At 50.8% G+C, this 25,007-nt stretch carries 22 protein-coding genes; 13 read left to right on the top strand and 9 right to left on the bottom strand.

The features are described 5' to 3' along the window. Positions 1–35: 35 nt before the first annotated feature. From ACZ520_RS05670 to ACZ520_RS05655, 4 genes are all read right to left on the bottom strand, one after another. Entirely contained in the window at positions 36–539 is a 504-nt protein-coding gene (locus ACZ520_RS05670) for a Dps family protein (RefSeq protein WP_464127726.1), read from the bottom strand. Positions 540–795: 256 nt separating this feature from the next. Beyond that, positions 796–1,335: a hypothetical protein gene (locus ACZ520_RS05665; protein WP_232468645.1), complete on the bottom strand. Its 540-nt coding sequence runs from the start codon at positions 1,333–1,335 to the stop codon at positions 796–798. A 188-nt stretch (positions 1,336–1,523) separates the two neighbouring features. Then, complete coding sequence (locus ACZ520_RS05660; RefSeq protein WP_088565814.1) at positions 1,524–1,991, bottom strand: hypothetical protein; 468 nt, start codon at positions 1,989–1,991, stop codon at positions 1,524–1,526. A 75-nt stretch (positions 1,992–2,066) separates the two neighbouring features. Then, positions 2,067–2,840 carry an AMP nucleosidase gene (locus ACZ520_RS05655; RefSeq protein ID WP_088565815.1) on the bottom strand — a complete coding sequence of 258 codons (774 nt, stop codon included), beginning with the start codon at positions 2,838–2,840 and terminating at the stop codon, positions 2,067–2,069. 79 nt (positions 2,841–2,919) lie between these two features. Between ACZ520_RS05655 and ACZ520_RS05650 the strand changes: the two genes are divergently transcribed. Beyond that, on the top strand, positions 2,920–3,816 hold the full coding sequence (locus ACZ520_RS05650) for a pirin family protein (protein ID WP_464127725.1): 897 nt from the start codon (positions 2,920–2,922) through the stop codon (positions 3,814–3,816). A 9-nt stretch (positions 3,817–3,825) separates the two neighbouring features. Next, on the top strand, positions 3,826–4,257 hold the full coding sequence (locus ACZ520_RS05645) for a hypothetical protein (RefSeq protein WP_416480952.1): 432 nt from the start codon (positions 3,826–3,828) through the stop codon (positions 4,255–4,257). A gap of 3 nt (positions 4,258–4,260) precedes the next feature. Here the strand turns inward: ACZ520_RS05645 and ACZ520_RS05640 are convergent, their stop codons facing one another. Continuing rightward, entirely contained in the window at positions 4,261–5,541 is a 1,281-nt protein-coding gene (locus tag ACZ520_RS05640; RefSeq protein WP_232468647.1) for a carbohydrate porin, read from the bottom strand. 91 nt (positions 5,542–5,632) lie between these two features. Between ACZ520_RS05640 and pulA the strand changes: the two genes are divergently transcribed. Genes pulA through ACZ520_RS05610 form a run of 6 tightly spaced genes read left to right on the top strand, consistent with a single transcriptional unit; the run spans position 5,633 to position 14,776 of the window. Further along, entirely contained in the window at positions 5,633–8,296 is a 2,664-nt protein-coding gene (pulA, locus tag ACZ520_RS05635) for a pullulanase-type alpha-1,6-glucosidase (RefSeq protein ID WP_464127724.1), read from the top strand. After that, a complete protein-coding gene (locus ACZ520_RS05630; protein ID WP_464127723.1) occupies positions 8,296–10,497 on the top strand; it encodes an extracellular solute-binding protein in 2,202 nt (733 codons plus the stop codon). Before pulA ends, ACZ520_RS05630 begins: the two co-directional genes overlap by 1 nt. Then, a complete protein-coding gene (locus ACZ520_RS05625) occupies positions 10,497–11,315 on the top strand; it encodes a sugar ABC transporter permease (protein WP_011163732.1) in 819 nt (272 codons plus the stop codon). The genes ACZ520_RS05630 and ACZ520_RS05625 overlap by 1 nt, the downstream gene beginning before the upstream one ends. A 1-nt stretch (position 11,316) precedes the next feature. Next, entirely contained in the window at positions 11,317–12,360 is a 1,044-nt protein-coding gene (locus ACZ520_RS05620; RefSeq protein WP_416480949.1) for an ABC transporter ATP-binding protein, read from the top strand. Between the two features lie 9 nt (positions 12,361–12,369). Further along, on the top strand, positions 12,370–13,812 hold the full coding sequence (locus ACZ520_RS05615; RefSeq protein WP_417869932.1) for an alpha-amylase: 1,443 nt from the start codon (positions 12,370–12,372) through the stop codon (positions 13,810–13,812). A gap of 1 nt (position 13,813) precedes the next feature. Then, positions 13,814–14,776 (top strand): ROK family protein, encoded by a 963-nt coding sequence (locus tag ACZ520_RS05610; protein WP_088565823.1) that lies wholly within the window; start codon positions 13,814–13,816, stop codon positions 14,774–14,776. Between the two features lie 68 nt (positions 14,777–14,844). Here ACZ520_RS05610 and ACZ520_RS05605 read toward each other — a convergent pair whose 3' ends face one another. Next, positions 14,845–16,554 (bottom strand): ABC transporter ATP-binding protein, encoded by a 1,710-nt coding sequence (locus tag ACZ520_RS05605; RefSeq protein WP_088565824.1) that lies wholly within the window; start codon positions 16,552–16,554, stop codon positions 14,845–14,847. A gap of 340 nt (positions 16,555–16,894) precedes the next feature. Here ACZ520_RS05605 and ACZ520_RS05600 point away from each other — a divergent pair, with 340 nt between their 5' ends. From ACZ520_RS05600 to ACZ520_RS05590, 3 genes are all read left to right on the top strand, one after another. Further along, positions 16,895–17,692, top strand: coding sequence for a hypothetical protein (locus ACZ520_RS05600; protein WP_198298009.1), 798 nt, complete (start codon positions 16,895–16,897; stop codon positions 17,690–17,692). 170 nt (positions 17,693–17,862) lie between these two features. Further along, the gene (locus ACZ520_RS05595; protein WP_374032402.1) at positions 17,863–18,624 is read left to right on the top strand and encodes a TIGR02147 family protein; all 762 of its coding nucleotides are present in this window, start codon (positions 17,863–17,865) and stop codon (positions 18,622–18,624) included. Next, positions 18,621–19,226, top strand: a complete 606-nt coding sequence (locus ACZ520_RS05590) for a hypothetical protein (protein ID WP_374032401.1) — start codon at positions 18,621–18,623, stop codon at positions 19,224–19,226. Before ACZ520_RS05595 ends, ACZ520_RS05590 begins: the two co-directional genes overlap by 4 nt. On the opposite strand, the gene ACZ520_RS05585 is transcribed toward ACZ520_RS05590, so the two are convergent. Beyond that, on the bottom strand, positions 19,223–19,900 hold the full coding sequence (locus ACZ520_RS05585) for a hypothetical protein (RefSeq protein ID WP_374032400.1): 678 nt from the start codon (positions 19,898–19,900) through the stop codon (positions 19,223–19,225). The two genes, ACZ520_RS05590 and ACZ520_RS05585, sit on opposite strands and share 4 nt — an antisense overlap. Before the next feature lie 175 nt (positions 19,901–20,075). Here ACZ520_RS05585 and ACZ520_RS05580 point away from each other — a divergent pair, with 175 nt between their 5' ends. Further along, positions 20,076–20,432, top strand: coding sequence for a hypothetical protein (locus ACZ520_RS05580; RefSeq protein WP_374032399.1), 357 nt, complete (start codon positions 20,076–20,078; stop codon positions 20,430–20,432). Here ACZ520_RS05580 and ACZ520_RS05575 read toward each other — a convergent pair. Then, on the bottom strand, positions 20,429–21,019 hold the full coding sequence (locus ACZ520_RS05575; protein WP_464127722.1) for a YdeI/OmpD-associated family protein: 591 nt from the start codon (positions 21,017–21,019) through the stop codon (positions 20,429–20,431). The genes ACZ520_RS05580 and ACZ520_RS05575 overlap by 4 nt on opposite strands. Before the next feature lie 180 nt (positions 21,020–21,199). Here ACZ520_RS05575 and ACZ520_RS05570 point away from each other — a divergent pair, with 180 nt between their 5' ends. Next, positions 21,200–21,745 (top strand): hypothetical protein, encoded by a 546-nt coding sequence (locus tag ACZ520_RS05570; protein WP_374032397.1) that lies wholly within the window; start codon positions 21,200–21,202, stop codon positions 21,743–21,745. A gap of 5 nt (positions 21,746–21,750) precedes the next feature. Here ACZ520_RS05570 and ACZ520_RS05565 read toward each other — a convergent pair whose 3' ends face one another. Then, the gene (locus ACZ520_RS05565; protein WP_464127721.1) at positions 21,751–24,948 is read right to left on the bottom strand and encodes a hypothetical protein; all 3,198 of its coding nucleotides are present in this window, start codon (positions 24,946–24,948) and stop codon (positions 21,751–21,753) included. Positions 24,949–25,007 lie beyond the last annotated feature (59 nt).

Below are 25,007 nucleotides of genomic sequence, written 5' to 3'. Positions count from 1 at the left end.
AGGCTTTTTCTTTTTAGGTTTGTGAAACCAAAAAATTATTCCAGCAGGCTTCGAAGCATCCACGCTGTTTTTTCGTGAAGCTGCATTCTTTGAGTCAGCAAATCCGCACTGACTTCGTCGCCAGCTTTTTCAACCAACGGGAAGATGGAACGAGCCGTGCGAACAACCGCCTCCTGCCCTTCCACCAGCTGTTTGATCATGTCTGTTGCGGAAGGAACACCCACTGGTTCTTCGATGCTGGTCAGTTTCGCGAATTCCTTGTATGTGCCCGGAGCGGCCACACCCAAAGAGCGGATGCGTTCAGCAATCAGATCCACGGCTGTTGCCAGCTCGGTGTATTGCCCTTCGAACATCACATGCAAAGTCTGGAACTGAGGACCGGTGACATTCCAGTGGAAGTTGTGAGTTTTCAAATAAAGAGTGTAAGAGTCTGCCAACAAACGGGACAGGCCATCAGCAATTTTCTGACGGTCTTTTTCCTGGATACCAATGTTGATAGAGGGCTTCGCGTGCTTTTCGGACTTGTTGTTCTTTTTCATAGTCGGAACCTTTCTGTAAAAGCTACGACCTAAACTCTAAACCAAAATTCATAGATGAAAAAGGAGCGCTGCACACCAATTGAGAAACCAGACAAAAGGCAAAAAGGTACCTGCTTACTTTTGCATAAGCTGCGCGTAAGCTGCAGTGCTTCTGCAAAAGTAAGCAGGTACCTTTTAGGAAAAAACAAAACCCAGCTTTTGAGGGCTGGGTTTTGATGGTGTTTTTTTGTGATTCAGCTATGCCAGTTGTGCTGAACTAGCGGCGGCCGGATTTGATTTTCACTTGAAGTTTGGAGATCAAGTGAACTGCCATTTTTTCCTGAACTTTACACATTTTAAGTTCATCACGGCGGTAAGATCTTTGAGATGGAGTCAAAGTTCCAGTCTCAAGTTCCATTTCATAATCCAATTTGGAAGAACGGATGCCTTCCAGCTCTTTAGTTTGCGTCTTGAACAGTTTGGTCACGCCAGAAAGAGGAGCTACTTCGATCCACTCTTCTTTACCACGGTACCAGCTCACCATTCTCAGGAAACGTGCCTTGTTTTTAGCCAAAGTGAACTTCGGGAAGTTCGTGTCTTGCAGCTCAAGGATGTTTTCCACTTCATCTAGGTTCAGGTCATCTTCTTCACCTTCCATCAGAAGGTTGTCAGACAGGCTCGCCAATAGAGCGGTTTCCTGTTCTTCATCGACATCTACGTCGAAGGCCGATTTCTTCACCTCTTTTTCGTTATCTAGGTCAGAATCCAAATCTGTGTCGATTTCGTCGGCGTGCATGTTAGTGCCTGGATTGATCAAAACGAGCCTCCCCAATAGTGCATTAAAACGTCTAGGTGATTTAAAGTGGCCCAGTTATATCGCAACTTCTGGAATGACACAATATGTTAATTGCATGAAAAAAGGTGAAAATCACAGGAAAGCCACCCACAAACCGAGACCTTTTTGCATTTTCATATCTAAATTTCATGCTCGAAAAATGGGCATTTCTACTTTACTGCGATCACGTCAACTCGGAATCCACCGGGCTTTTTCCAGAAGTACGAAGGTGAGGCTTTTACGGTTATGCGATAGATGGGACGCCCGTCCAAGACCGTCTCCCGCACTCCACTGGATTTCAACTCCCCTTCCAGTCGGTATTCGCGTCGTTCCCCCGACGCATCCGCGTACTGAATACGCACCTCGACAATCTCCAGATTGTTGCGCAGCCCCACCAAGCGAATGCGTTTGATGCGATTCAAATCGTAACGTGGAAAGAAATCAAAAGTTCTAGTGCCGAAACGACCCGTTTCCCCGCCCCCTAAGGAATAAGGAACATCTTTAGGCGGAGCTGGTGGCGGCACGGGATAAGGTTCACCCGGATAGGGATCATCCGGCAACGGCATCGGCAGTCCGTCGTTTGCGTACCCGGTTGATAGAGTGAAGATCGTCAGAATAAGTAGAAACCACTTCCCCATGCAGGCCTCCTAGGCATTGACCCTAGTCGACCCGAGGGGATTTTGGAAATTACGGAAAGGACACTATGTCTGAAATCAATCCCAGCGCATGTGCTTCACGGACTCACCAGAGTCACGCAGCTCACGCAAGGAATCAATTCCGATCGCCAAATGCTTGTCTACAAAGTTCGCCGTGACTTTCTTGTCGCTTTCTTCGGTTTTTACACCGTCCGGGATCATCGGATTGTCAGACACAAGCAACAAAGCCCCACGCGGGATTTCATTCACAAAACCAGTCACAAAGATCGTCGCCGTTTCCATATCCACGGCCATCGCACGGGTCTTGGTCAGATAATCTTTGAACTGTTCGTCGTGTTCCCACACGCGGCGGTTGGTGGTGTACACCGTTCCAGTCCAGTAATCGCAACTGTGTTTCGCGATCATTGTGGAAACGGCTTTTTGCAGACGGAAAGAAGGAAGAGCCGGGATTTCTGCCGGCAGGTATTCGTTACTGGTGCCCTCACCACGAATGGCCGCGATCGGAAGGATAAAGTCACCCAGTTGATTTTTCTTTTTGATACCACCACATTTACCCAGGAACAAAACAGCCTTGGGATTGATTGCAGACAGCAAGTCCATGCAGGTCGCTGCCAACGCACTGCCCATACCGAAATTCAGGATGGTGATGTTTTCAGCCGTGGCACTTTGCATCGGTTTATCCAAACCGCGCACCGGCACGTTGAACTGTTCGGCAAACATTTTCACGTAGTTACCGAAGTTTGTAAGCAGAATATAATGGCCAAATTCATTCAGCGGCACGCCTGTGTAGCGAGGCAACCAGTTATCGACGATTTCTTTTTTTGTTTTCATGCTACTCCTAATAATTTTCTTCAATTGGTAAATTGGTTTAAGCTAACATGATATTTCACAGAAGAAAAGGGGTCCGATTATGAGTTCTACGCAAAATCATATTCTGATGGAAATTGCACCAAGGCTGGTCTCTGTCGGAGGACCTCAAGTCCACCGTCTGATCCCCTATTCCAAAAAGCGAATGGTAGGGCCCTTCATCTTTTTCGATTATTTCCCTGCCACTGATTTCGCGGCCGGCGACGGCCTGAATGTGCGCCCTCATCCTCACATTGGTTTGTCCACCCTCAGCTACCTGCTGGAGGGAAAAGTTCTTCACCACGACAGCCTCGGACACAAACAGGTGCTGACACCGGGGGACGTGAATTGGATGACTGCGGGCAAAGGAATCTCACATTCTGAAAAGCTGCCGGAAGACGTTATCGGAAAAGCCCACCGTCTGCACCTGCTGCAGTTCTGGGTGGCCCTGCCACTGAACGAAGAAGACCGTGAACCCAGCTTCAAACATCACCCCGAAAGCAGCATCCCGCGTTTTAAAGTCGATGATGCCGATGTGATGCTGATCGCCGGAGAAGCCCTGGGCAGAAAATCACCAGTGGATGTGTATTCGCCACTGTTCTTTATGGATGTGAAGCTAAGCAAAGGAAAAACTTTCCACTATGATCCCGGCACGCAGGAGCTGGCATTCTATATCATCAAAGGCAGCCTGAATATCGATGGCAAAATCATTCCGCCGGATGACTTTGTGGTCCTGGAGCAGGGTTCATCCTTGAAAGTCACCGCCACCGAGGACACACAAGTCATCGTTCTGGGCGGCGAACCGTTCCCGGAGCCGCGCTATATTTACTGGAACTATGTTTCCTCTTCGCAGGAAAAAATTGAAGAGGCCAAAAAACAATGGCGAGAGTTGACCTTCCCCCAGGTCCCCGGCGAAACTGATATCATCCCGTTGCCACCGGAACCGACCGGAAAAGGGTAAGGAGTTTTTGTGCTGAAAAAATCAAAAGGACTTGTCGTCATGGCCTTGTTTGCCGCAGGCTGCGCCACCACTCCATCCCCGTCCACCCCGGAAGGCGACGAAGCCCTTGTGCCGAACTGGGAAACCCACGCCCGTGATGCTGAAATCATGAAAAGCGGCCCCGCCCCGGCATCCGCAACGGCGGCCACAACCGCGCCCACCAGTGCCATGGATGAAATGGCCTTGGAAGCCCAGCAGTTCGCAACAATCAACTATGACAACTTGGGCAAAGACCTGAAAGCCGGAAAAGGCAAAAACGTCACAGAACTTTTCCGCATTCTGAAAATCCAACAGAAAGACCAAGCCACGGCTTTGCGCCGAGTGAAGTCACTTCACGACGGCAGCACCAGCGCCGACCAGTTCGCACAATCACTGTGGAACTGGTACCAGAATAGAAATTAAAGATTAAAACCAAGCCTCAAACTGGTAGCCTAAATTTGTGCCGCTTAGCTTGTCGCTGAAGGCGGGGGCGCGGTTTCCGATGAAGTTTGCGCCTTGGTTGGCGTCATTCCAGAATGAGTGGGACACAAACGCACGCATCACCGGGCGACCCCACATGCTTTTTCCCACGGACAACTGAGCTGCCGCAGTCACGCGACCCAGGTCGCGATCCCCGACGTAATCACCACCACCGGTTTTTTCAGATTCATTGTTGATGCGGGAATAGCCCGCTTCGAAAGCCCATTGGAAACGATCGGACACAAAGTAAATCGGACGAACACCGATGGCCTGCATCTGACTTTTGCTGTCGGTATCGGTGCCACTGTCCGCAATCTCTGCGGCCAAGCCAAACATCAACGCCCAACGATCCGTCACATCATAGGTGTAGTCTTCAACAAATCTCCAGGTCCATGCGCGATTTTGGCTTTCATCCGTCGCGGGTACTGTGCTGTCAGCATAGATATTAAATCCACGCATCGTGCCCTTTCCGTACAAAATGGCAAAGTTGTTGTTACCACCCCATACCGGCCCCTGAAGTCGTGTCGCCAAAGAATAGCCATTCGTGGGAACATATTCTTCGGTGTCGGTGGAGCTTCCCGCCGCCCATGCATACACACCCCAGAAGTTCAGCTTCTGATCCGCGAATGAAGGCACCGCAGTCCAACGCAAATCCAAAGCATTCAAAACCGGACGACCGACATTGGTGTCATTCAAATTATCATCAGCCTGAATCAAGTGAGCGAAAGCAAAGCGCCCTTCACCCAACGGCAGACCTTCGATCCCCGCACCCACGCCGCTCATGTCGGCATAGTAGTACCAGTCAAAAATATGAAGATCGACATCGCGATAAAATCTTTTACCAACCCAGAATTCCCCGGGGATTTCGGTAAAACCACCAGCCTTCACAAACGCTTCAATCTGGCTTGTGTCGCGGTTTGCAGCCGCCTCCCATTGACGCGTGCCTAAAGAGCTATAGACCATGCGGAACTGGGTTTTGAAAAATACGGGATCTGTTTCGGTGGGTTTAACATGGTGGAACACCATGGCCAATTCAGTGTAGAAATCGCACTCATTGCCTAAGCGAAGGAAATTACCGGGCATTCCCGCGTTTCCGAAGCAATTCATGTGACCACCCTGCATGTTCAGTCCGCTTCCGCCACGCAGATATCCGGTGAAAGTCGTTTCCACAGCGTGAGTTGTGCTGCTTAGAATCAAGAACAATAACGCAATCGTAATAGTTTTCATCGAGTTCCCTTGAAAAAGCTGAGGGATACCCATAAAGTCTGCGCCTGAAAAGACCTTACGCACGAAGACTCAAACTTTTTGGGGGAAATATTTGAAGCGCTTCCGTACCTGTTCACAACTATTGATTTTCTGCTTCGTACTTTCTTGCACACTTTTGCTGGGACAAATTTCTGAAGCCAAAGCTCCTGCGCGCGCGCAGTGGGTGGACAACTCGCGCATTGTTTTGCGCTTGCCACAAGGCTTCCGCGTTCACCAAAATCTTGTATTTTCCCTCGGAGAACGCATTTCACTGCACCAGCAGGACTCCATTCTTCTGCCCGTGATTCGCACTGATTATTCCCACGTTGAGTTAAGCACACAACACCTTTCCTCCACACAAATTGATCAGCTCATTCGTCGTCCTTTGCGTCTTTTTGTTTCCAATAAAAACGGCCAGGTGCTGGATTCCACGGCTTTGCAGTATTCAGGCATTCTGGATCAAATGTATTTCTATAACGGCAATGACCTTGGCGCCCACGTGCGTTCCACGAGTGTCGGTGTAAAACTATGGGCACCCACGGCACGCAACGTGGAATTGCTGCTATATAAAGAGGCGCAAGACACCCATCCAGCGGCTGTTGTACCAATGAAGCGACAACACAGCGTGTGGTTCGCGGATCTTCCCGGAAAATACGTCAACTATTTCTATCTTTACCAGGTTGAAGTTTACCAGCCCCTCACCGATCAGGTCGAATCCCACACTGTGACGGATCCTTACAGCTTCAGCCTGACTGCGGACGGCGCCAAATCCCAAATCGTGAACTTGCAGGATCCCGCGCTGAAGCCACAAGGCTGGGACCGACTGCAAAAACCGTCTTTGCGCTCTTTCAACGACATTGTGATTTACGAGCTGCATATCCGTGACTTCAGCGTTGCTGACTTCACCGTGCCTTTCCCGTATCGCGGTGGCTATGAGGCTTTTGCACAGACCAACACCGACAGCAGCAAGTACCTGCAGTCTTTGGCGGACGCCGGAATGACTCATGTGCATTTGCTCCCGTTCAATGACTTTGGCTCGGTTCCGGAAAACAAAGACTCTTGGGAAAACTATGAGTCCGAAAGTTCGGACCTTCAGGAAGCACAAGCCTACCTTGGCCGCATCAAAGCCAAAGACCCGTTCAACTGGGGTTATGATCCGGTTCACTTTATGACTCCGGAGGGCAGCTATGCGACAGATCCAAACGGGTCCCGCCGTGTGTTTGAAACCCGCAACATGGTTCAGGCCCTCAATAAAATGAACCTGCGAGTGGTTCAGGATGTTGTATTTAACCACACCTTCGAGGCCGGTCTGGAACCTTACTCGGTCTTTGATAAGATCGTGCCACTTTATTACTACCGAGTGAACGACGAGGGTGACATTCAAAAAAGCTCCTGCTGCAACGACACCGCCAGCGAACATCGCATGATGGAAAAGCTTATGATCGACAGCGTGCTTCACTGGGCACGCACTTACAAGATCGATGCCTTCCGCTTTGACCTGATGTCGTTCCACTCCCGCAGCACGATGGAAAAAATCAAATCCGAATTACGTGGCCTGACCGAACAAGAAGACGGCATCGACGGCTCCAAAATTTATCTGTATGGCGAAGGCTGGGCATTTGGTTCTTTCTATGACCGCTATCCATCCGAGTCGCTGCACATGCTGAATTCCTATGGCAGCGGCTATGGCTTCTTCAACGACCGTCTGCGCGACGCGGTTCGCGGGGGCACAACCAATTCCGCTGAAAAATCCGATCAGGGGTTTGCAACGGGGCTTTATTTTGATTTCAACAAAGAGCCTGCCAACCGCAACACCCCGCCAGATAGCAACGGTCAGCGTGAAAAGATTTTGCATCTGGGGGATGTGATTAAAGCAGGCCTTGCGGGCAATCTGCGTGATTTCCGTTTCAAGGAACACTGGGGTTCATTCGTGACCGCCGGACAACTGCACTATCGTGGGGCGCCCACCGGCACCAGTGCTGAAGCCCTCGAAACAGTCAGCTATGTTTCTGCGCACGATGGTTACACTTTGTGGGATGCCGTTCAGGCCAAAGCGCCGTTTTATACCAGCGGCCGCTTCCCTGCTTTGAGTAAATCCGAAGACCGCCAGCGCATGCATCAGTTGGCCCTGGCATTGCCAATGCTAAGCCAAGGCATTCCGTTTATTGAATCCGGATCGGAGCTTTTGCGCAGCAAGAACGGCGATCAGGACAGCTACAATTCCGGTGATTTCTTCAATCGCATCGACTGGAGCCGTCAGCAGAACTTCTGGGGCGCGGGACTTCCACCTGCCTGGAAAAACATTGATGACTGGTCGTTCTGGCAGCCACGGCTGCAGGAGCCGGGCATGAAAGTCACGCCTGAGCTGATCACTCGCACCGAAAAGTACTTCAAAGCCCTGCTGCGTGTCCGTCAAAGTTCTGACCTGTTCAAACTCAACGATTTGTCCGAGATTCAAAGATCTTTGACCTTTATCGACAACGACAAACAGGCCGAACCGGGTTTGATTGCGATGCATCTGCAGTCGTCCTCGGAAAAACTTTTGATTTTCTTCAACGCCGCCCGCGAAGCGCGCAGCTTTGAACACGGTGTCTTAGGTCAAAACTGGGAACTGCATCCGCTGCTGGATGAAAAAGTCGATACCATCCTTTCTCAGGTTCTGCTGATCCCGGGTGATAAACGCATCCAAATCCCGGGTCGCAGCACCGTGATTCTAATTCAGAAAGCCGGTCACTGATGAAATTCTGGATTTTTCCTTTTCTGATTCTTGCTTCACTCACCGCCCGGGCCGAGGATGTGCGCATCCAGATCTGGCACCAGATGATCTATGGCCACCGTCAGGTCTTGGCCGAGGCCCTGGAAAAATTTGAAAAAGAAAATCCCGGCATCACCGTTCAGGCCACTTATCGCGAAACCGAAGAACTGCGTTCCAGTTATCAGTCTGCCGCCATGGGTGGCAGCGGTCCGGAATTGGTTTACGGCCCCAGCGATCAGGTCGGCCCTTTTGCCACCATGGGCATCGTGCGCCCGCTGGATGAAGTTTTGGGTTCTGATTATTTCCAGAATTTTGATCCACTGGCCGCCCCCGTTTACGACAACAAGCACTACATGATCGGTGATGCGGTCGGAAACCATCTGATGCTTCTGTATAACAAGAAGTTCATCACCACCCCGCCAAAAAATTCACAGGAACTGATCGAGCTTGGCAAAAAAATGACGGTGGACACCAATGGCGATGGCAAAATCGACCGCTGGGGTCTGGTGTTCAATTATACCGAGCCGTTCTTCTTTGCCCCGTTTATTCCCGCTTTTGGCGAAGCCTTTCTAAAAGCCGACGGAGTCACTCCGAACCTGAACACCCCGGCTTTGAAAGACACTTTCCAGTTCATTCTGAAGCTGCGTGATCAGGACAAGATCATCCCAAAAGAATGCGACTATGAAACCGCCAATGCTTTGTTCAAAGAAAACAAGGCCGCGATGTTAATCAATGGTGACTGGTCCTGGGGTGACTATCAGCAGGCCAAAGTCGATTTTGGTATTGCTCGCATCCCGATGATTTCTGAAACTGGCAAATGGCCAAGCCCGCTGGTGGGAACCAAGGGCTATTCCCTGAATGCCAACATGAAAAGCGAGGCTCATTACGAAGCGGCCGTCAAACTTTTGAAGTATCTGACCTCTACGCCGGTGCAGTTGCTGTTCGCTGAAAAAGTCGGCGTTCTGCCGTCAAATCTTCAGGCGCGTGAATCTGACATCGTCAAAAACAATCCACTCTTGAAAATTTCTGCCGACATCATGGAAGTTGGAACACCGATGCCGGTGACCCCGGAAGTGCGTGCCGTCTGGGACAGTCTGCGCATTCAGTACCAAAAAGTTCTGGCTGGCAGCCTGCAACCGCAAGCCGCCGCAGAACAGGCGCAAATCACCGCAGAACAACAAATCCGTGACATGAACGAAGTTCTGACTCCGGGTGTGGGTGCCACTGTTTTGAAAGTTATTTTCGGCATTGGCATCGTTCTGTTGATCTGGCTGACAAGAAACTCGCTAGTGGCGTTCTTTAAAGGATTCCGCGGGCCCCAGCGTTTTGCCTATTACATGATGCTGCCGGCGTTTATCGGCATCTTTGCGGTGATCATCTATCCGTTCTTCTATAATATCGCGATTTCGTTTTCGAACTTCAGTCTGCGCACATTCCAGGACTGGTCGTTGGTGGGCTTCCATCACTATATCGCAGCTCTTTCCGATCCGCGCTTCTATTCCCTGTTCCTGAAAACCGTTATCTGGACCGTGGTGAACATCGTCTTCCACGTTTCTATTGGTGTGTTCCTGGCAGTGATCATCAATCAGGTGATTGCCGGCAAAGGATTCTGGCGGGCCTTGCTGATCATCCCATGGGCGGTGCCTCAATACATCACCGCTCTTACCTGGCGTGCGATGTTCAATCAGGAATACGGGCCGATCAATATCTTCCTGCAACAGTTCCTCCACATGTCCCCGGTTCAGTGGCTCAGTCAGCCGACGACGGCTTTTGCTGCGTGTATTTTGACCAACGTGTGGCTGGGCTTCCCGTTCATGATGATTGTGGCGCTGGGTGGTCTGCAGTCCATTCCAAGCTCTTTGTACGAAGCCGCAAGACTGGATGGCGCCAATGCTTGGCAGCGCTTCCGTCATATCACCTGGCCGTTGTTGTTGCCGGTGATGGCTCCAGCGGCTTTGCTGGGCTCTATCTGGACATTTAACAATCTGAATGTGATCTGGCTGGTCAGCAACTCGGGCGAACCGGGTGATCAAACGCACATTCTGGTCAGCTACGTTTATAAAGCGGCCTTCAACCTGTATCGCTATGGCTATGCGGCTTCTGTGTCCGTGATCATCTTCCTGATTCTGGTCGTCTGGGGTCTGGGATCACTGAAAAGCCAATTCAAAAAGGAGACGAAGTAATGCTTAAAAAGACCTTCTCCTGGATCAGCATTTTGCTTTTCTCACTGTTTTCGATTTATCCGATTTTGTATGTGCTGTCGGTGTCTTTACGTCCCGACAACGCTTTCCAGACACAGTCCTTGGAAATCATCGGACCGAATGCTTCCTTTAAGAACTTTGTGGATCTGTTTGCCACCACCGACTTTCTGATCTGGATGCGCAACTCGTTGGTGGTCAGTGCGGCGACCACACTTTTGGGTGTGGCTTTGGCATCGACCAGTGCGTATGCATTGGCAAGATACCGCTTCCGTGGGCGCAACATGATGCTGTTCTCGCTGTTAATGACCCAGATGTTCCCGGCAACCATGCTGATGCTGCCGTTTTATATCATCCTGTCAAAACTGCGCCTGATTGACAGCTTCTGGGGCTTGTTCCTGATTTATTCTTCAACCGCGCTGCCGTTCTGTATCTGGCAGATGAAGGCTTACTACGACACCATCCCGCGCGAGCTGGAAGAAGCGGCGTTGCTGGATGGCTGCTCAAAGTGGATGATCTTCTATAAGATCATTCTGCCGGTGTCCTCGCCGGCTTTGGTGATCACCGCGTTATTCAGCTTTATGAGCAGTTGGAGCGAATACGTGATTGCTGCCGTGGTTTTGCAGGACCCGCAGCTTTACACTTTGCCGTTGGGACTTCGTTCGTTCCAGGCAAGTCTTGCGACCCAGTGGGGTCTTTATGCCGCGGGCGCCCTGATTGTCAGCGTTCCGGTTTTGATTTTGTTCATCAGTATTTCCCGATATCTGGTTTCTGGCCTGACCATGGGAAGCGTGAAGGGTTGATATGGCAAAAATTCAGTTTTCCAACATCAAAAAAAGTTTCGGTTCTGCGGATGTCTTAAAGGGCATTGATCTGGATATCGCTCCGGGCGAATTCCTGGTTTTGGTGGGCCCCTCCGGTTGTGGCAAATCGACTTTGCTAAGAACTTTGGCGGGCCTTGAATCTGCGGATTCCGGCACCATCAGCATCGACGGCAAAAAAATCAACGACATCGAACCGCAAAACCGCGACATCGCGATGGTCTTCCAATCCTATGCCCTGTACCCGCATATGACGGTGGCAGAAAACATGGGCTTTGGTTTGAAGCTGAAGAATCTGGCAGCCGGCGAAATCACCAAACGCGTGAATGAGATTTCTGAGCTTTTGCAGATCAAACACCTTCTGGATCGCAAACCCAAAGAACTTTCCGGCGGCCAGCGCCAGCGTGTGGCCCTGGGCCGTGCTTTGAGCCGTCAAACCCCGGTGATTTTGTTTGATGAGCCGCTGTCGAATCTGGATGCGCATCTTCGTTCCCAAATGCGTCTGGAGATCAAACGCCTGCACCATAGTTCCAAGAGCACCATGATCTATGTGACCCACGATCAGATGGAAGCCACAACTTTGGGGGACCGTATCGCGGTTCTGAAGGACGGCGTGATTGAGCAGATCGGAACTCCGTCTGAGATTTACCACCGTCCGAAGAACACCTTTATTGCGACCTTCATTGGTTCACCTGAAATGAACTTCCTGGAAGGTGCGGTTCTAGAAAAGATCCCATGGCCTGAAGCCCGCAAAGCAGATCAGATTCTGGGCATCCGCCCGGATGCTTTTGCCTTGAATCAGGGGCCTTTGGGAGCCCAAGAAGTTGCTTTGGGGGACTTCCAAGTTGAGATTTCTGAAAACCTGGGCGGCCAGCAGATGCTTCACGGAACACTTTCCGGAAACAACGTACGCATCCTGGTGGATTCGATGGATAATTTTTCCATGAAGCAGACCCTGCCTCTGAAGATCGACCTGACAAAGGCCCACCTGTTTGATAAAAAAACGGGCCTGAATCAAAGGCTTTAAGGAGATCGGATGATCCGCAGTTTATCCCTCGGTATTACAGCGATTTTGCTGACTTTGGCTTCTTGCCTGTCAGCAGCTGCGGCTCCGCGCACGGTCTTCGTTCAATTGTTTGAATGGCCGTGGAATGATGTTGCCCGTGAATGCGAAACCTATCTGGGGCCGGCGGGTTTTTCTGCCGTTCAGGTTTCCCCGCCTCACGAACATATTCACTGGCAGGGCAACCCCTGGTGGGAACGCTATCAGGTGGTCAGCTACAAACTGGAATCCCGTTCAGGGACTGAGGCTGAATTTGCCGACATGGTCCGCCGCTGCCGTCAGGCCGGTGTGGATGTCTATGCCGATGCGATCCTGAACCACATGACCGGCATTCCCGGAGGTGTGGGTTCTGCCGGCACGCAGTTTAGTCACTATGAATACCCTGGTCTTTATTCCCATCAGGATTTCCATCACTGCGGCAGGAATGGCAATAACGACATCCGTGATTTCCGTGATTTGTACGAGCTGCAAAATTGCGAGCTGGTCGATCTGGCGGACCTGAAAACCGAATCCACTTACGTGCAGGAAAAACAGGCCGAGTACTTAAACCGCCTGCTGGATCTGGGCGTGGCAGGCTTCCGTATTGATGCCGCGAAACACATCCCGGCCCGCGATCTGGAACAGATCCTGAAACGGCTGAAAAGATCAGCTTACATCTATTCTGAAATTATCTATGACCCGGCAGGCCCTGTTCAGTACAGCGAATACACCCCGTTCAGTGATGTGACCGCCTACGACTATCCTCACCGTCTGGGTTATGCCTTCAAAGACAAGAACACCGATGCTTTGCAGTTCATTGCCAGCGGCTTCCCAAGCAGCATTGATTCCATCGTCTTTGTCACCAACCACGACATCGAACGCACGAATGATTATTCCGTTTTGAAATATTCAAGCCCCGAGCAGCACCTGTACCGTCTGGCGCAGATCTTTATGCTGGCGTGGCCGTTTGGTTACCCGCAAGTGTATTCCGGCTTTGATTTTAATTCTTTCGATCAGGGACCGCCATTGAACGACAGCCTTCGCACCCTGCCGATTCTGGATGATCAGAACCAGTGCCGCGCCCCGTGGACCTGCGAACACCGCCTGCCGGAAGTGGCGGCGATGGTGGACTTCCGCAATCAGACCGACAAGGCGTTCACAGTTTCCAACTGGTCAACCCACGGCCGCGACGTGATCTCGTTTGCCCGCCCGCGCTTTGGTTTTGTGGCCATGAACTTTGGCAGTCAGTCTGTGACCAAAGAATTCCAGACCAACCTGCCAGCCGGTGACTACTGCAACATCGTGGATGCAGGCTATCGCCTGAAATCACGCAGTTGCGCCGAAGGCTTCAGCGTCAATAACAGCGGGAAAGTGCGCACCACACTGGCGCCTTATTCATCCTTGGTTCTTTTAGTGAAGGCACAAGTTAAGAAATAATATGAAAAAGAAAACCTACACCATCGGTCTTGATCTGGGCGGAACCAAACTGGCAGCAGCGCTGCTTTCTGATACCGGCGAAATGCTGGATTTCATCAAAGTTCCAGTCGACATGAACCGCGAAAAATCAGCTCCCAAAGCCCAAAAACGTCTGATTCAACTGATGACGGACATCGCTTTGGATTTCAAAAAACGCTTCCCGAACGAAACCAAAGCATCGGTATTCAAGGGCATCGGCCTTGCCAGCGCAGGTCCTTTGAATGCTGAAACCGGCACCCTGATGAATCCGGCAAACTATCCAGGCTGGAAGATCGTTCCGATCCTGGATCTGTTGACCAAAGAGATCCACAAAACCTGGAAGACCCCGGTGTACTTCCAGCACGACGCCACGGCGGCGGCTTTGGCGGAAGGCTGGGTTGGTGGCGCTCAGAAAATGAAGTCCTTTGCGATTGTCACGATCGGCACGGGTGTGGGTACTGGTGTGATCTTTAACGGTCTGCCGGGCCAGTCTGACGGCATGGGCTCTGAGTACGGCCATATTGTCGTTGATTATCAGCGCCTGATGAAATCCCCGGACAAAATTGATCACTGCACAGTGGAAGGAATTGCGTCCGGAACGGGTCTTCTGCGTCGTGCCCGTGAAATGGGCTTTACTGGAAATTCTGTAGAAGAACTAATTGCTGCCAACGATGCCAAATACCAGGTGCTGTTCAAGGAAATGGCCTGGGCCCTGGCGATTCTTTGCTACAATCTTTCTATCGGCTACAACCTTGAAAAAATCTTCTTAAGTGGCGGCCTGATCAAGATTCGCAACATGTACTTAAAAGACCTGAAGGATCACTACAAAAAAATGGTCCGTCAAAGCAAAGCCGTCTTTGAGTGCCCGATCGAAGTGGCCAAGACCCAAAACCACGCAGGCGTGATCGGCGCGGGCTTCCTGCCCCACCTTTACGGAAAAAAGTAAGACAACAACCAAAACAAATAAAAAAGGCCGGTTCATCACCGGCCTTTTTCTTTTCATGTTTTGATAAACTAAACTGTCAGCTCTTTCGGGATCCCTTTTGGAATCGCGCTTAGAAGCTTCTTCGTGTAGTCGTGTTGAGGGGCATCGTAGATCGCCTGAGCCGTGTTGTGCTCAACGATCTTACCACCGAACATCACTGCCACTTCGTCCGAGATGAATTTCACCACAGACAGATCGTGAGAGATAAAGATGTATGTCAGGTTCATCTCGTCCTGAAGATCCAACAACAGGTTCAGGATCTGCGCCTGGATGGAAACATCCAGAGCGGACACGGACTCGTCACACACGATGAATTCAGGGCGAACCATCAAAGCACGCGCGATGGAAATACGCTGTCTTTGACCGCCAGAGAACTCATGCGGGTAACGATTCATCATCGCCGGGCTCATGCCCACTTTTTTCAGCATCTCTTCCGCGATTTCGCGGCGCTGATTGTTGTTGTCACCGATGTTGTGAATCTGCATTGGCTCCATCAGGATGGTCCCGATAGTCATACGCGGATTCAGGGAGGCATACGGATCCTGGAAGATGATCTGCATTTTTTTGCGGATCGGATGCATTTGGCTGTAATCAAGCTTGGTGATGTCCTGACCATCGAAGATGATCTGACCATCCGTCGGCTCAATCAAACGCATCAGCGTGCGGCCCAGAGTGGTTTTACCGCAACCGGATTCGCCCACCAGACCCAGGGTCTGACCCTTTTTAACTTTGAAGCTGACGCCGTCCACTGCTTTTGTGTAGCTCTGAACACGGCCCAGAACACCGCCCGTGTGAGGGAAGTGGGTTTTCAGGTCATTCACTTCAAGAATAAGTTTGTCTTCACGAACGATTTCTTTAGACGGAGTGTACACGCGCGCCGCTGGAGTGATTTCTTCACCTGTCGCGCTCATGAAGTCAGAAAGAACCGGAAGACGAACCGGGTTTTCATCCAAAGACGGACGGCACGCCAAAAGACCTTTGGTGTAAGGGTGCTTCGGGTTGTCGAAGATTTCTTTGGAAACTCCACGTTCAACGATCTCACCTTTGTTCATAACAATCACTTCATCAGCGATGTCAGCAACAACGCCCAGATCGTGCGTGATGAACAAAAGACTCATGTGGGTTCTTTTTTGGATGTCCGCCAGAAGATCCAGGATTTGTTTTTGAATTGTCACGTCCAACGCTGTGGTGGGTTCGTCACAGATCAAAACATCCGGATTACAAGCAATCGCCATCGCGATCATGATACGCTGGCGCTGACCACCGGAGAATTTGTGCGGATAGAAGTACAGACGCTCTTCAGCGTGCGGAATACCCACTTGCTTCAGAAGGTCCAAAGCTTTGTCCAAAGCCTGCTGTTTGTTCAGGTTTTGGTGAAGCATCAGGGTTTCAGTGATTTGATCCGCAACCGTCAGAACCGGATTCAAAGAAGTCATCGGCTCCTGGAAGATCATGGAGATGCGTGCACCACGAATTTCACGCATTTTCTTTTCAGAGACTTTCAGCAGGTCCTGGCCTTCAAAAAGAATTTCGCCGCTGGAAACACGGCCTGGATTTCCGATCAAACGCATGATCGCCAGGGACGTGATACTTTTTCCGGAACCGGACTCACCCACCAACCCGACAGTTTTACCTTTCGGAAGGTTGAAAGAAATGCCCTTTACGGCCTGTACAATCCCGTCTTCGGTTTTAAACTCAACAGCAAGATTGCGGACTTCGATAATATTTGTGTTGCTCATTCTTTTTTGTCTCTCCAGATGGCCTCAGGATTCTATCACCTTTTAAGGCAAATAAACCCCTGAAATGACCACGGTCAAATTCCAGAAACACTGAATCGCTTATCCGGGCAAAATGGTCAATAAATTGTGTTCAATCCTATTGGATTTTCAAAGGATTTTGCCCTGTCTCGAACTGAGATGTTCCCTAAAAAGTCCTGTTTCCGGGCCCAACGGGAACATTTAGTCATTTTTTCAGTATAGAAGGTCCAGACATCGGCCGATGACTCTATAGAAGACGGCGTTTTCAAGGGGGCACCCCTATGACGCTCTAGGTCTAGCCGGGAAATCAGGAGGAACCTAAATGAAGATCCTTTCATCATGCATCAGCACCATGCTTATGGCCGCGATCCTGTATCATCCTCCCACTTTTGCCAGCGGCACCGAAGCCGGGACCTGCACCGACTGCTTTGTGGAAACGCCCAACGGCCTTAGAATGAAAGACAATCTCACCTTCGTGGCTTCGGTTCTTGACGATATCAACGACAAGTACAATTGGGGTCCGTCCTGTAACAACTATGCAACCGGCACCAAAATCGGTGAATGGGGTCACGCGATCCGCAAAGAGTACATGGCTGGAAACTTCACTCACCTTGCGGAAGGTTCTCCGGACATCCATAAATTGTGTCCGAACTATAAAATCATGAAGCCCACCGACAAGGCCAACTTCTGGGTTTTGATCTTCAATGCCATGACCCACTACGAGAGCACCTGCAACCCCAAAGCCACCGCCCAGGGGCCAAACGGCAGTCTGTACGGTCTGATGCAATTGCATGTGGGCCGCGAGCAGGTCTATGCAAAATCCTGCGAAAAAGGCGACAGCAAAACGCCGGTCAACACTTTCGCCTGCACCCTGGACATGCTGAATGGTCAGTTGCGCCGGGATGATGCCCTGTTCAGCCGCAAGTCCTATTGGGATGTTCTGCGCCCGCAGGCCGCCAGTGGAAAAGCCAAAAAGATTTCAAGATCCATCAGCGCTTACGTTCCCTGCCACGATGAAAAACGTCTGAACGTGAAGCAGGCGGAATTCTTCGACAACGAGGAAGTCTGGAAAGCACTGCAGATCAGCGACACCCCGGACGACGGAGCCTGGGACGGATAGCATTCCTCAAGTCAGGTAAATCCTACAAAACCGGCCACCACAGCCGGTTTTGTCGTTTTGGTGTTCGCCATGAAATTTCGAACAGTTCATCCGCCAAAAAGCCTTAAACTCAGGTAAACCTCGCAATTGACATATACATGTGGAACTTGAGTTGATAAGTGTTTGGCCAAATGAAGACGTTGAACAAGTTTTTCCATGTAAAGTTTGAAGAAAGACGTGCGGCAAATCCACGTTTTTCATTGCGTGCCCTGGCTCAACGGGTGGAAATTTCTCCAGGACATCTGTCTGAAATTTTCAATAACAAGCGTCCCGTCTCCTCTGCCAACTTCAGCAAGCTTGTGAATGGCCTGCGCCTGTCCGATGAGGACGTGCAAAAGGCCCAGTCCCTGTTTGACTCTGAAAGAAAGCGCAAAAAAGCGACTCATTCCATCGAGCGTGTTTTGAGCAAATCAGAGTTCTCTGAAGTTTCCAGCGTCGATTTCTTCTTGGTACTGGCGGCGATGGACCTGCACACCGAGGAATGGGATGTGGAGCTGATTTCGGCTGAAACCGGGGTGCCGGCGGACCGCACGAAGGTTGTTATGAACAAGCTCCTGCAACTGGGGCTGGTGGAAATGAACAGCCCGACCACCTACGTGAAAACCGTGCGCAGCCTAGCCTCTGAAAGCGACATTCCGAATTTTGACGTGCAAAAATTGCACAAAGAGGCCCTAAAGCGCTCGACTGACATTTTCCCGCAGGTTCCCACTGAAAAAAGGGAAATGGTTTACCTGACAATGGCTGTAAATCCGAAAAATTTGGACCGGGCAAAAAAAGAACTCGAAAAGGCCTGGAAAAAGGTTTACGGAAAGCTGACTCAAGGCGAATGCACTGAAATCTACACGCTGGGCATGCAATTGCTGCCGGCCGTGCAAAAGGAAACAGAAGAATGAAACATCTGATTGCTGTTATCGTTTTATTGGCGGCGCCCAGCGCCTTTGCCCAGTACGTGGTTCGCAACGGAGGCTACGTGGTGAGCTGCCTGAACCAACCGACCGTCGCTTTGGAACTGGCCGAAGCCAAGGAAGAAGGGATTTCTGTTCAGTACTCTCCGGCCAGATCCTATCAGGCCAAAGTTTCTGACTTGATCGCGCGCATCCGCCCGGTGAATTCCCAGAAAGCTTTGAAATACACCCAATGGCTGAAACAGTGGCCACAGCAAATCCGCTGGAAATCGTCCTTTGCTTTGGAAGGCCCGAACGATCAGGGTGATATGGAACTGGGCCGCGGCTGCCGCCTGAAGATTGCCATCGTTCAGACCAACGAAACCCGTTTCGGTGAACAGTTGTACGAAATTGATTCTTTGGTTTGGGGCTCTTTGGATGAAAACCAAAAAGCCGCTTTGGTGATGCACGAATTCATCTATCGCGACATCCTTGAGGAAAATCCGGAATCCAACTCTTTCGAAGTTCGCTTTATCAACAAAGCCCTTCACGACCTTGATTCCCAGCTCCGTGACCGTCGCAAGTTCACAGAGCTGATGCATTCTTTCTAACGGCAGGAAGCGGACACCAGGCGCTGGAAGTCGGTGTCCCTTTTGAATTTGAAAATCACGTCGCCGTCACTCATGTAATTGAAAATATCCTGATTGCGCAAAGAACAGTTTCTTTGCGCTCCTGTCAGCACCGACTTTCCGGCTTTGATCATCGCCGGGTCCTGATTCAACGCAAAGCCCACATCCAGAATCTGCCCCTGATAGCCGACGATGGACACCCCGCCTTTATTGTTGGTCGCGACCTTATCCACCACCACCTTGGCAGCACCTGAAATCGACTTCAATACGGCCTTGTTCACATCAAAGACGAATTTGTCACCGGTAACGTGCTCAATGATCAGCTCATCTGTTTCAGGGACCCATTGATAGCTGCTCGTCGTCTGCTTTCTTGGAAACAGGAAGAAGTCCCGCGCCCCGAACTGCCCGTCCGTGCCGTAGGCATTAAAGACCATGAACATTCCGTCTTCAGTCAGCACATAATCGCGGTACACCATGGTTTTATAAGCATCCGTCGGAGAAACCGACAGCATGCAGATCCCCGCCTGTTCAAGCCAGATGCGCTGAAGTTGAACGCCTTTGAGGGTTTCAGTGATGGTTTTGCAGCGATCCGGCGCAGGAGCTGCTTTGGCCAGCAAGACGAACAAAAACGTGGTGACAAACAAAACGCTCTTCATGAATCCTCCTTGGGATGACTTTCAGATTACAAATCCCCCTGAAGCGGTCAACGAGCCCACGACCAGATCCTGTTTCATCAAAAAGGTGTGAACAGATAAATTTCTGCTTCCCCGCCAAAAGTTTGACTGAAAATCCATGCGCAGGCCCAATGAATTGTCACCTTGGGAGGTTCTTATGAAGTGTCTGAAAACTTTGATGTTCTTTGCCTTGCTTTCACCAATTGCAGCTTCGGCGCAAGTTGAATCTCGCATGGATTTTGGAATGCAGATGGTGGGATCGGAACGCTCAAAAGATATGCTTTTGACTAATTACAGTTCTGGGACCATTTATGACATTTCACATACAATTTCAGCCGACAGCTTCTTTGTCGCCAGTGATTGTCCCACACAGCTTCGATCGGGCCTGTCCTGCCGATACCGTATCGCCTTCCTGTGCCAGCGCGAGGGTTATCAGACAGGAACACTGAATATCTTCACGTCAGACAAGAACTATCGCGTGCATCTTTCCGGATACTGCAATCCGCTGCCTTAGCGGTCGTTCAGCCCCAACCCCTGCAAAATGCGGGGGATGCACTTTTCCACTCTGGAAGTCCGGGTGGCCGCCTGTTTGGCTGATTCAATATGCATCAGGTACAGGCGCTGGCGACCCGGGGTCAGTTTTTCAAAAGCCGCTTTCAGCTTCTTGTTTTTATCCAGGGCCTGTTTCAATTCTGCAGGCATCACCGGCATCTTTGCCTGCTTCTTTTCGGTTTTCACTTCAGATTCAGAAATCTTGACGGCTTCCTTGATATAGGAACGAATGGCCGCCTTCACTTTCGTAATATCTGCCACGCTGGTGAATTCAAAACGTCTGGCAGACTGAGAGTTCGCCCCGGGTGCCTTCAGCAGTTTTTTGGCATCTTTAAGCTCACTCCCCTGAAAGAACATCAGGGCGCAGGAGTTTTTAAAATTCTGGATGATGGCAATATTCTTATCCCCATGCAGATAACAAGGCAGGCTCCATTTGAAGTCCTCCGTCAAACCGCTGTCCAAAGCAATCTGGCGTATAAGCTGTACTTCGTCTTTCCACTTCTTTTCAGACTTGATAAAGGCATCGACTTTGGCATTTTTGGAACTCATCACCGCACTCCTTGCCTTTAAAGGATGCTATGAGGGGCCTCAGGAATCAAACAAATGCTGGAAAGACAGCCCCGCAAAGAACATCATTCTTTCCGCGTATATTAACTAATTTTTTATAAATTTAACTTATGTCTTTGAAACCTCTATAAGCATCTTCATCAACCCCCACCGGAGCCGAAATTGAAAGCACTTATTTTTACCATGACCATGCTGTTATCCATCAACTCATTTGCCAAAGACGCCAACTATACTTCCCGCAAACTGCAATATGCGCTGGAGATCCTGACCTCTATCACCGAAGAATCCAAGGTGACTCAGGTTCAGCCTAACAAAGACATCAAAGCCATGATGATTGAATATGGGATCAAGGAAGGCGCGCTGGAATCCGCAGAGGACTTTAACTGGGTTAATGACAACAGCGCCTGGGAAGGTGACTCTACCAAATGGGGCATGGACACTCTCGAGGGCGCAAAATCTTATGTGATTTCAGTGCTGGAGCAGCGTCTGGAATACAGTGACAATAACTCAGCCGACAAAGTGGTTTTCGCTGACAACTATATGAAGGCCCAACATGCCTTTTCTTTGCTGAATGAACTTAAAGGCATTCAGTATGGCGTTGGCCCCGTGGGGGCCGTTCAGTGTGGCGGACAATACGCGGCCCTGCTGATCATCGATACCTTCACTGGTACTATCTATACGATTATCATGGAAGCTTCGGGCTGCTGATCGGTTTACAGTTCAAGTACTGCGCCCTCGACTTCTTTAAGAACCAACTTTGCTTTGCCGGTTTGGACATCCATCAAGGCCATGCCGGAGGAGGGCTGGCCCCAGATGATTCCATATGGAGTGATGTTCATCTCATAAGAAGACAGCTCCCATGAAATTTCGGATGTCTGCCCGGTCACCATATCCAGGGCCACCGGGAACTCCGAGTCCGGACTCCAGTAATAGAATTTTCCGTCCTGAACATACCAGTCATTAAAGTCTGCATCGTCAGGAAGGGCCCATAAACCGACCAGCATCGAATCCGTCTGCACGGTCAGCAAGCCGAATTCATAGTCGCCATTTTTTTCAGCTTCATACAAGATGTAAATCTTACTCCCCACCACGTTTGCCCGCGCAAAGTAGCCCCAGTCGTGCCCCGCAAAAGGGTCCCATGCCAACAAAGCTCCGGTCGAGGCATCAAATGCTGCCAGCCCTTGTCGCATATTCCCGTCAACTTCCACAAATTCACCACCAATATAGACCACCCCCTGATGGTACTTGATGAAGTCGACATTGTTATCCGGCTCTGGGTGCCAACTTGTCAGTTGGCCATTCACGAAGGACGCGACATGGGATCGGCTTTGCCCGTCGATCTCGTAAAAAGCACCGGCCACATACATAACCTCACCGACCGCCTCAAAACTTTTGACGGTGCCATCGACTTCCAGAATCTGCTGCGCACCTGTCTTAATATTTGCAACAAGCAATTTTCCCACAGTCGCGCCCATCGGGTTGTCGCCACGACCACCGACATAAAGATAGTCCCCGATCCGGGCAGCGGCATTGATTTGCTGGAATTCAGGTTGCATTGGAGTCGAAGGGACCCAGCTAGATAAACTGCCATCCTTAGAATTCACAATGACCATGCCGTTGCGATCAGGTCCACCCAAGTCGTTCGCGGTCACCAGAAGGTTGCCACCACTGACACTCAGCGTGCCGATGAGGCTTGAAAGGGTCTTGACCACCGTGGCGGTGCCGTCGCTTTCCAGTCGTACGAGATCCGCGCCGCTGGTGACATAAATCTTACCATAATGCTCAACCAGCGAGTGTGGAAAGGAACCTACAAAGTCCCGGCCCAGGGTCATCAGCCCCCCGCCAGTCTTCAAGTCATAGGCGGCAAGATTTTTATTCGTTCCAGAGCTCAGACGGCCCATCGTATACAGAACTCCATCTCTGATGATGAAGTCCGTAATGTCATAAGGGTCGGTCAGGGCTGGCACCCAAGGAATCACGTTCGCCGTCAGGTCAATCGCCGCATAGTCCTCGCGAACCTGCATGTTCAAGCCCAGAGGCTGACTGAAGTAACCGGAGATATAAACTATGTCATCGTATTCCTGAATATGGCGAACTTCATCAAAGGTTCCCCTTGCCGTGACCGGTGCCCACGTCGTCAGCTCAAGATCACTGAGTCTGATTGAAGCCAGTCCCAGACGTTGCTGTCCTCTGACTGAACTGAAGTCCCCGGCAAGATAAAGAGTCTGCTGGTCCCCGGACAAGGCCATCGACAGGACTTGTCCTCCCAGGATTTTCGAGTCAAATATTTCAGCCTCACCTGATTCAGAATCCAGCACCGCCAGATTGCGAATCACCGGTGCGCCGATACTTTGGAAGGTGCCTCCCACAAAGACGCCTCCCGCACCCACAGCCACCGTGTTCACCGGAGCACTTTCACCGCCGGCAATCATCAGATCCCAGTCCTTAACAGTGCCTGCACCCGTTGTTGTGATGGCAGCCACACCGGACATGACCTTGCCACCGATAGCAGAAAAATCACCATAAACGTAAAGTGTCCCGGCCCCGTCATGCACGATGCCTGAAACCGTCCCCAGGGTGCTGGCATTTACAGGGTTCGGAACCCATGTGGTGTCCAGCGACATGTCACTGGTGTTGTAGCGGGCAATCCCATGAGCGCTCGTGGCACCAACGGAAGTGAAACGGCCACCGATATAAAGGTGCCCGGCAGCGTAATGAACGCTGTTGAGCTCGCTATTGGGAACACTTGCGGGATTGGCCTGAAGATTTCCGTTTTCATCGAACTTTGCCATAAAGTTACGACCGACTCCACCCACGGACGTGAAGGCGCCGACGGCATGAACGTAGGTCCCGTCAAAGGCAACTCCGTAAAAACCGGATCGGAACGTTGTGGACTTTTGCCAGGAAATGACTCCGGTGGATTTGTTGATGGCAATAAGGCCCGAAGTGGGGCTGTTGTAGGAATTCACGCGCGTCACGTACACCTTGGTTGCCGAAACGGCAATTCCAGTAAGCTCAGTGTAAATGGGATCCAGCCACGGATTCCACGTCGTGATAACCGCACCCGTCGTGGCGTTGTAGGCCAGAATAGAACTCATCGTTACGCCGCTACTGCTTAGATTGGAACCACCAACATAAAGCACGTTGCTAGCCGGATCGTGGGCCAGCACCGTGATATTGCCAAAAACGCTATTCTGGAAATTGGGATCCAAACTGCCGTCGGCCAGCAAATGAATCACCCCCGAAACCTCCGCGGTTTGGTAAGATCCGGTAACGGCAATATACAGTCCACCGGCCCCGTCGCTGGTTGACGCAAGGACTTTATTATTGAAACGAAGGCCCGAGGCCCACAGGGAGGCACCGGTCGTTGCATTCACGATCGAACCGAAGGGATTGCTTATGCTGTTAAAAGAACCGACGACGTAAAGCTTCCCGTCCGCCAGGGCTAATTTGGTATTTCCCAACTCTGGAGCTTTCGCGAGATTGCTGAAAGGTCTAAAGTCTTCGTCTAACGAACCATTGGCCTTCAGGCGGGCTAAGCCGGGACGACTGACACCATCCACATCCGTAAATTCTCCCGAGACAAAGAATCCACCCTCGCCATCGGGGATGGATTGTCTGACGTCACCGGTGATCACGGGACGTGCCGCTGCAGTGCTCAGATCTGCTCCAAAAATGGGAAAGCCGCAAACGCCGGCCTGAGTGAACTGCCCTACCAGCAAATAATCATCCTGCCCCAAATTTATCGGGGCCTCGTACCTGCCGTTTAAGCAGTAAGTGGATGCTGAGGTTTTTCCAAGCCCAGGCCCTGGAGAACTGGGCGCCTGAATGCTAGAGCCATCAATCAAACTGGCATCAATAGAACAGCCAGCATTTATCAAAACTAAGACGATCAGAAAGATAAATTGCATATCATCTTATCGGCCTCATATTTGAGAGCCTAAACAGCAAAATCCCTGACAAGAAATTT

The organism is Bdellovibrio sp. BIS2, assembly GCF_055398295.1.
The sequence above is the reverse complement of the archived record's forward strand: the minus strand, read 5'-3'. Positions and strand labels throughout refer to the sequence as shown.